Origin of the sequence: Janibacter massiliensis, assembly GCF_900289115.1 — a bacterium.
Taxonomy (GTDB): Bacteria; Actinomycetota; Actinomycetes; order Actinomycetales; family Dermatophilaceae; genus Janibacter_A; species Janibacter_A massiliensis.
Genome location: NZ_LT985196.1, coordinates 623,919 through 630,536, shown reverse-complemented (window position 1 = coordinate 630,536; position 6,618 = coordinate 623,919). Strand labels below are relative to the sequence as shown.

Below are 6,618 nucleotides of genomic sequence, written 5' to 3'. Positions count from 1 at the left end.
CCCAGCGCTTCATCTTCTTTATTGGGCGGCGGCGCAGGTGTGGTATAGGGGCCGGGGAGCCGCCCCCGGTCCCCCCCCCCCCGGCGGTCCTGGTCGTCCGGCGCCCCCGGGCCCCCCCCCCGCCGCGCCCGCCAGCGCCGCGCCCTTGTCGTGCAACGCCTGCGCCCGGTTCACCAGACGCGTCAGCTCCCGCATCGCCGCGGCCAGCTCACCCGCACCCACCCCCGACACACCCGCCAGCGCGTCCAACGCCCGCTCCAGCTCGTCCAGGCCCGCGTGCACCGCACCACACAACCCACCCGCAGGAACCCCCTGCGCGTGACCAGTCACCGGTGCGATCGCCATGAGACGAACATATGTTCGAGGACTGACATCGCGCCGTGACGGGGCTCGCGGGTGGACAACCGACGGATGAACGAAGGCCTGTGGACGACTGAATCCCGGCAGAGTCGCCTGATGTGACTCGCTAGCGATGTATGATGCTGTCGGTAGAAACCCGGATAGCCTCCGATCGTGGACCCGATCCGGAACCCCTACGCCCCCGGCGCCGGCCAGCGACCCCCAGAGCTCGCCGGCCGTGACGACCAGCTGCGCGCCTTCGACGTCGTCCTCGAGCGCGTCGCCCGCGGCCGCCCCGAGCGCTCGATCGTCCTCACCGGGCTGCGCGGCGTCGGCAAGACCGTCCTGCTCAACGCGCTGCGCAGCCAGGCCGTCCGCGCCCGCTGGGGCACCGGGAAGATCGAGGCGCGCCCCGACCAGACCCTCCGTCGCCCGCTGAGCAGCGCTCTCCACCAGGCGATCCGCGAGCTCGGGCACGCCCGGTCTGACGAGGCCACCCACGTCCTTGGCGTCGTCAAGGCGTTCGCCCAGCGCGACTCCGCGCCCGGGACGAAGCTGCGTGACCAGTGGAACCCCGGCATCGACGCCCCCGCCGTCACCGGTCGCGCCGACTCCGGCGACATCGAGATCGACCTCGTCGAGCTGTTCACCGAGGTCGGGGGACTGGCCGCCGACCTCGGCCGCGGCGTCGCGATCTTCATCGACGAGATGCAGGACCTCGGCCCCGCGGACGTGTCCGCGCTGTGCGCCGCGTGCCACGAGATGAGCCAGTCGGGACTGCCGGTCATCGTCGTCGGGGCCGGTCTGCCGCACCTGCCCACGGTCCTGTCGGCGAGCAAGAGCTACAGCGAGCGACTGTTCCGGTACCAGCGGATTGACCGGCTCGACCGGCCCGCCGCCGAGCTCGCCCTCACCGCCCCGGCCGCCGAGGAGGAGGCCGAGTACGAGGCCGACGCGCTCGACGCGCTGTTCGTCGCGACGGGTGGCTACCCCTACTTCCTCCAGGCGTACGGGAAGGCGGTGTGGGACAAGGCGCCCGCATCACCGATCACCGCCGAGGACGTGCGGGTCGCGGCCCCCGAGGCCGAGGCCGAGCTCGCCGTCGGCTTCTTCGGCAGCCGGTACGAGCGAGCGACGCCGGGGGAGCGGGAGTACCTGCGGGCGATGGCCGACGTCGCGGCAACGGCCGCCGCCGAGGGGCCGACCGAGTCGCCGTCGCCCGACACCGTCGAGTCCGTCCCGACCGCCGACGTCGCGGCGCACCTGGGCAAGAAGCCGCAGTCGCTCTCACCCGCGCGGGACGCCTTGCTGAAGAAGGGTCTCGTCTACAGCACGGAGCGCGGCCGCATCGCCTTCACCGTCCCCCACTTCGGCCGCTACCTCCGCGACCGCGCCTGATGTGGATCGGGTACCGCGCGGGTCGGTGGGCTCGACCCCGTTCTCGGGGGTGAGGGGACCCGCTCCCTGTTGCAACTGTGTTGCAACAAGGGTTGAGTGGGGCTCATGAGCATCTACTCGCTGCCGGACCTGCCCTACGACTACGCCGCCCTCGAGCCCTACATCTCCGGCGAGATCATGGAGCTCCACCACGACAAGCACCACGCGACCTACGTCAAGGGCATCAACACGACGGTCGACCAGCTCGCGGAGGCCCGCGAGAACGAGTCCTTCGGCTCGCTGTCGACCCTGGAGAAGAACCTCGCGTTCCACCTCGGTGGGCACGTCAACCACTCGGTCTTCTGGGCGAACATGTCGCCCGACGGCGGGGACAAGCCGGTCGGTGAGCTCGCCGCCCGCCTCGACCAGGACTTCGGGTCCTTCGACAAGTTCCGTGCGTACTTCGAGGCCGTCGCCCTCGGGGTGCAGGGCTCGGGCTGGTCCGTTCTCGCGTGGGACATGGTCGCCCAGCGCTGCTACGTCATCCAGCACTTCGACCACCAGGGCAACCTGCCGATGTGCATGGTCCCCCTCCTGGCGCTCGACATGTGGGAGCACGCGTACTACCTGCAGTACAAGAACGACAAGGCGACCTTCGTCAAGCAGTGGTGGAACATCGTCAACTGGGTGGACGTGCAGGAGCGTTTCACCAAGGCGTCGACGCAGACTCCCGGCCTGATCGTCCCCTGACGTCCCGTCAGGGTCCTCCGCACAGGGAACAGAGCACGTCGTCTGGCCGTCGACGCGTCCGCGCTGATCATCGGGGGTGCGGGATGTCGCCGGGCCCCGACTCCACCGGAGAACCGATCACGACCAGCTCGTCCACGTCGTCGGCGGACCCGGGCTCCTCGTCACCCGCGAGCCCGGGTCCGTCGTCGTCCAGCACGACGATGGCTCCGGCCGTCCGGTACCCGACCGGGCAGGGGGCCTCCTGCACGCCACGGTTCGTGATACCCACGGAGCTCGGCGGCGCCCCCTCGACGCCTCGGCGCAACGAGGTGCAGATGATCGTCGTCGAGATCCCTTCCGGTCTGGTCGGACTTTTCGTCTCCGACGAAGACCGCGCGAAAGTCGATCGCGTGTCACGGACCGTCCTGCGCACGATCCACCAGAGGTGAGGACGATGACACCCGAGATCGGTGTCGTAGCCTCGGCGGCATGGCGCTCACCGAGCTGATCCTCGTCCGGCACGGCCAGTCGGAGGGCAACGTCGCGGCCGAGTCCGCGGCCCGCGAGAACCTCGAGCGGATCGACGTCCCGGCGCGCGACCCCGACGTCGTTCTCTCCGAGACCGGCCGGCAGCAGGCCACGGCGGTCGGCCGATGGATCACGAACCTCCCCGAGGACGAGCGCCCGCAGATCGTGTGGACGAGCCCGTACCGCCGCGCCCGACAGACCGCCGAGATCGCCCTGGAGACGGCCGACGTCGAGCTCGACTTCCGCGTCGACGAGCGGCTGCGCGACCGCGACATGGGGATCACCGACCAGCTCACCGCCGCCGGGATCCGCAAGAAGTACCCGGAGGAGGCCGAGCGCCGCGAGTGGATCGGCAAGTTCTACTACCGGCCGCCGGGCGGGGAGTCCTGGGCCGACGTCGCCTTCCGCGTCCGCTCCGTGCTGACCGACCTCGCCAACACCGAGAAGCACGACCGCGTCCTGCTCACCGCGCACGACGTCGTCATCCTCCTGTTCTGCTACGTCGCCGAGGGCCTCGACGAGGAGGCCGTCCTCGAGCGGTCGCGCACGAACGGGCTGCGCAACGCCGCCATCTGCCGCCTGCGCCGCGACGAGGACTCGCCGACCGGCTGGGTCGTCACGGACTACAACATGGACGAGCACCTGCGCGACCAGGGCGTCGAGGTCACCGACCAGCCGGGCGCGAGCGACGAGGTCGGTGGCGAGCGTGTCTGACGTCGCCGAGCCCGAGGTTCCCTCGCCCGAGCAGGGCGGCCCCGTCGACGACTCCCAGCAGGTCTCGCCGGACCTGCTGCGCGCCTGGCCGCTGCCGCAGCCGAACGGGACGAAGTACGCCCGCGGCCTCGTCCTCGTCGTCGGTGGCTCGGCGACGACCCCCGGCGCCGCGATGCTCGCGGGGATCTCCGCGCTGCGGGTCGGGGCGGGACGGCTCACGCTCGCCGTCGCCGGGTCGGTCGCGCCGCACGTCGCGGTCGCCGTCCCTGAGAGCGGGGTCATCCCGCTGCCCGAGACCGACGCCGGGTGCGTCGCCGGCGGCGGTGCCGGTGAGCTCCTCGCCCGCGAGCTCGAGCGTGGTGACGCCGTCCTCGTCGGCCCCGGTCTGAGCGACCCCGAGGGCTCCCTGCAGCTGCTCACCGAGATCGCCCCGCTGATCCCCCGCGAGACGCCCGTCGTCCTCGACGCCTTCGGCCTCACCGTCCTGCCCGACGCCGACGACGACACCCGCGCCGCGCTCGCCGGCCACCTCGTCGCCACCCCGAACAGCGGCGAGCTCGCCCGGATCCTCGGGGAGGACGAGGTCGACGACGTCGCGGCCGCCGTGGTCGAGGCCGCCCGCCGGTTCGACGCCGTCGTCGGGGTCGACTCCTTCGTCGCGTCCGGCGACCGGGTGTGGGAGCTCCCCGTCGGCGACACCGGCCTGGGCACCTCCGGCTCGGGCGACGTCGTCGCGGGCGCGGTCCTCGGCCTCCTCGGTCGGGGAGCCGGCCGCGAGCAGGCCCTCGTCTGGGGCAAGTACCTCCACGCCGCGGCCGGGGACGCGCTCTCGCTGCGGTTCGGACGGGTCGGATACCTCGCCGGCGAGCTGCCCGCCGAGCTCCCGCTCGTCCTGCGCTCCCTCCGCGGCGACTGACCGCCGGGTCGGTCGACCGGGTCAGTCCGCGGCGCGCGCGGCCGCGACGAACGCCCGGATGAGCCCGTGGTCCTTCACCCCGCGGGCGCTCTCGACCCCGCTGCTGACGTCAACGCCCCACGGCCGGGCGGTCGCGATCGCGTCGGCGACGTTGTCCGGGTCGAGCCCGCCGGCGAGCAGCCACCGCCCGACCGGCGGCTGCGCGAGCGTCGACAGGTCCCACCGCGAGCCCGAGCCCGCCGCGGGGGAGTCCAGCAGGAGCACCTCCTCGCCAAGCGCGCCGACGGCCAGGTCGGGCTCGTCCGCGAGGGAGGTCGCCCGCCACGTCCGCACCCCCGCGGCCCGCGCCCGAGCGAAGTCCTCGGCGTCGTAGCGGCGCCCGTGGAGCTGGAGCACCCCCAGGCCCGCGTCGCGCACCAGCGTCACCGCGTCGTCGACCGGCAGCGTCGCCGTGACGAGCACGGTGACGACGTCCTCGGGCACCAGGCGGGCGAGATCGGCGATGCGCTCGCGCGGCACCGATCGCGGGCTGCCCTCGCTGACGACGAACCCGACGGCGTCGGCCCCGGCCTCCACCGCGGTCTCGACGTCCCCCGGCGTGGACAGGCCGCACACCTTGACGAACGTCGACGTGCTCATGCGAGGGCCACGTACCGCTGGAGGGTGCGCACGGCACTCATCGACAGGAACGCCCCGAGCGGCACCTCGACGACGACCGCGCTGAGCAGCGACCCGCGGAAGTCGCCCGGAGCGGCGAGCATGACGTCGAACCACGCGTCGACGAACAGCAGGATCCCCGTCGAGAACGCGACCGGAACGAGCATCGGCCGGCGCCGGCGGGTCAGCCACGCGGTCGCCAGGAGCATCACGCACAACAGCACGTCGAACCCGACCCACGTCGAGCCCCAGTCGGTCGCGCGGTAGGCGTTCGGCAGCGCGAACGCGAGGTAGACGGTCCACGGCACGAGCGCCAGCGCGCACAGCATGACGGCGACGGCAAGTGCGCTGTCCCGGCTGCCACCGCCGGACGTCGGGGTGACCCGGCGCAGGCGGCTCAGCAGGTGACGCCGCTGTCGCGGGGTGAGGTCGGCGAGCGGACCGGGCCCGAGCGCGGCCGTGGCGCCCGCGTCCTCGCGCTCTGATCCCGTGGTCATGGACCAAGGGTAGGCGCGCGCCCGCCGAGCCCCGCCCGGGTGCGAGATGCGCGGGTCGTCAGCGTCGGACGAGCCGGTTCTTGGCGGTCAGGACGGTCATGGGTTCGGCGGTGCCGTCGATGGTGACCGTGTCGGGGATGGGGTGCCAGGGGCCGTCGTCGATGCGGAACTCCCCGCTGTAGGTGACGTCGGCCCGCAGCGAGTAGCGCCCCTTCGTCTCGTACTTGTGGGTGATCCCTCCATCGGGGTACTCACCACCCCAGTCCGAGGTCGGCCCGGTGGAGGTGCCGTCGCCGTGGTCGTAGGTGACGCTGCGGAAGGTGGGGCGAATGTCGACGTCGTACCCGTAGAAGCGGGCCCGGTCGGGGGTGTCGATCTCCTGCGGCTCGAACCCGGCGTCGGGGAAGTCGAGCTGCAGGTAGACGGGGACGGTGACGAGAGTTCGGTTCTTCGGCGGGTCGAGGATCAGCTGCGGCACGGAGAAGTCGGTGTCGTGGAACGCGCGACGGATCTCGTCGGCGCCGGGGACGCGCCCGTCCTCTGGCAGGTGGGTCTCGGGGCAGATCACGCCCTCGTCGCGCCAGTTGCCCTCGACCGACTGGTCCGCACCCGGCGCGACGGACCACACCTCCCGCCAACCGGTCTGCGTTGCGCAGCGGGCGTCCTTGTTCAGGCAGGTGTCCTCGGTGGTGGTGCCCCGCTCCCACGGCACCTCGCCCCGGCACCCGTCCACCCCGAAGTACAACCGCGGAGGCACCCCGGTCGTGACGGACGTCTCCGCAATCTGGGCAACGCTTTCCGAGGTAAACATGCCAACGGTTGTCCCTTTACCGTTGGCTTTTCCGTCGAAGTCGACTACGG

8 protein-coding genes are annotated in these 6,618 nt (G+C 72.2%); 4 read left to right on the top strand and 4 right to left on the bottom strand.

The window, feature by feature from the left end:
- Positions 1–513 precede the first annotated feature (513 nt).
- Together DAA34_RS03120 and DAA34_RS03115 are read left to right on the top strand one after the other, a co-directional pair.
- Positions 514–1,737: an ATP-binding protein gene (locus DAA34_RS03120; RefSeq protein ID WP_106817573.1), complete on the top strand. Its 1,224-nt coding sequence runs from the start codon at positions 514–516 to the stop codon at positions 1,735–1,737.
- A gap of 105 nt (positions 1,738–1,842) precedes the next feature.
- Entirely contained in the window at positions 1,843–2,466 is a 624-nt protein-coding gene (locus tag DAA34_RS03115) for a superoxide dismutase (protein ID WP_106819737.1), read from the top strand.
- A gap of 67 nt (positions 2,467–2,533) precedes the next feature.
- Here DAA34_RS03115 and DAA34_RS03110 read toward each other — a convergent pair whose 3' ends face one another.
- Complete coding sequence (locus tag DAA34_RS03110) at positions 2,534–2,713, bottom strand: hypothetical protein (protein WP_106817572.1); 180 nt, start codon at positions 2,711–2,713, stop codon at positions 2,534–2,536.
- A 221-nt stretch (positions 2,714–2,934) separates the two neighbouring features.
- Between DAA34_RS03110 and DAA34_RS03105 the strand changes: the two genes are divergently transcribed.
- Together DAA34_RS03105 and DAA34_RS03100 are read left to right on the top strand one after the other, a co-directional pair.
- Positions 2,935–3,687 (top strand): histidine phosphatase family protein, encoded by a 753-nt coding sequence (locus DAA34_RS03105; protein ID WP_106817571.1) that lies wholly within the window; start codon positions 2,935–2,937, stop codon positions 3,685–3,687.
- On the top strand, positions 3,671–4,603 hold the full coding sequence (locus DAA34_RS03100; protein ID WP_325027415.1) for an ADP-dependent NAD(P)H-hydrate dehydratase: 933 nt from the start codon (positions 3,671–3,673) through the stop codon (positions 4,601–4,603). The genes DAA34_RS03105 and DAA34_RS03100 overlap by 17 nt, the downstream gene beginning before the upstream one ends.
- Positions 4,604–4,624: 21 nt before the next feature.
- Here the strand turns inward: DAA34_RS03100 and DAA34_RS03095 are convergent, their stop codons facing one another.
- From DAA34_RS03095 to DAA34_RS03085, 3 genes are read right to left on the bottom strand one after another with little or no spacing between them, the layout of a single operon-like run.
- On the bottom strand, positions 4,625–5,242 hold the full coding sequence (locus tag DAA34_RS03095) for a phosphoribosylanthranilate isomerase (RefSeq protein WP_106817570.1): 618 nt from the start codon (positions 5,240–5,242) through the stop codon (positions 4,625–4,627).
- On the bottom strand, positions 5,239–5,757 hold the full coding sequence (locus tag DAA34_RS03090; protein WP_106817569.1) for a hypothetical protein: 519 nt from the start codon (positions 5,755–5,757) through the stop codon (positions 5,239–5,241). The genes DAA34_RS03095 and DAA34_RS03090 overlap by 4 nt, the downstream gene beginning before the upstream one ends.
- Before the next feature lie 58 nt (positions 5,758–5,815).
- Positions 5,816–6,568: a hypothetical protein gene (locus DAA34_RS03085; RefSeq protein WP_158707576.1), complete on the bottom strand. Its 753-nt coding sequence runs from the start codon at positions 6,566–6,568 to the stop codon at positions 5,816–5,818.
- Between the last annotated feature and the right edge of the window lie 50 nt (positions 6,569–6,618).

Excerpts from the sequence above, each read along its gene's own strand:
- DAA34_RS03115 (WP_106819737.1), top strand. The coding sequence starts at position 1,843 with ATGAGCATCTACTCGCTGCCGGACCTGCCCTACGACTACGCCGCCCTC.
- DAA34_RS03105 (WP_106817571.1), top strand. The coding sequence starts at position 2,935 with ATGGCGCTCACCGAGCTGATCCTCGTCCGGCACGGCCAGTCGGAGGGC.
- DAA34_RS03095 (WP_106817570.1), bottom strand. The coding sequence starts at position 5,242 with ATGAGCACGTCGACGTTCGTCAAGGTGTGCGGCCTGTCCACGCCGGGG.
- DAA34_RS03090 (WP_106817569.1), bottom strand. The coding sequence starts at position 5,757 with ATGACCACGGGATCAGAGCGCGAGGACGCGGGCGCCACGGCCGCGCTC.
- DAA34_RS03085 (WP_158707576.1), bottom strand. The coding sequence starts at position 6,568 with ATGTTTACCTCGGAAAGCGTTGCCCAGATTGCGGAGACGTCCGTCACG.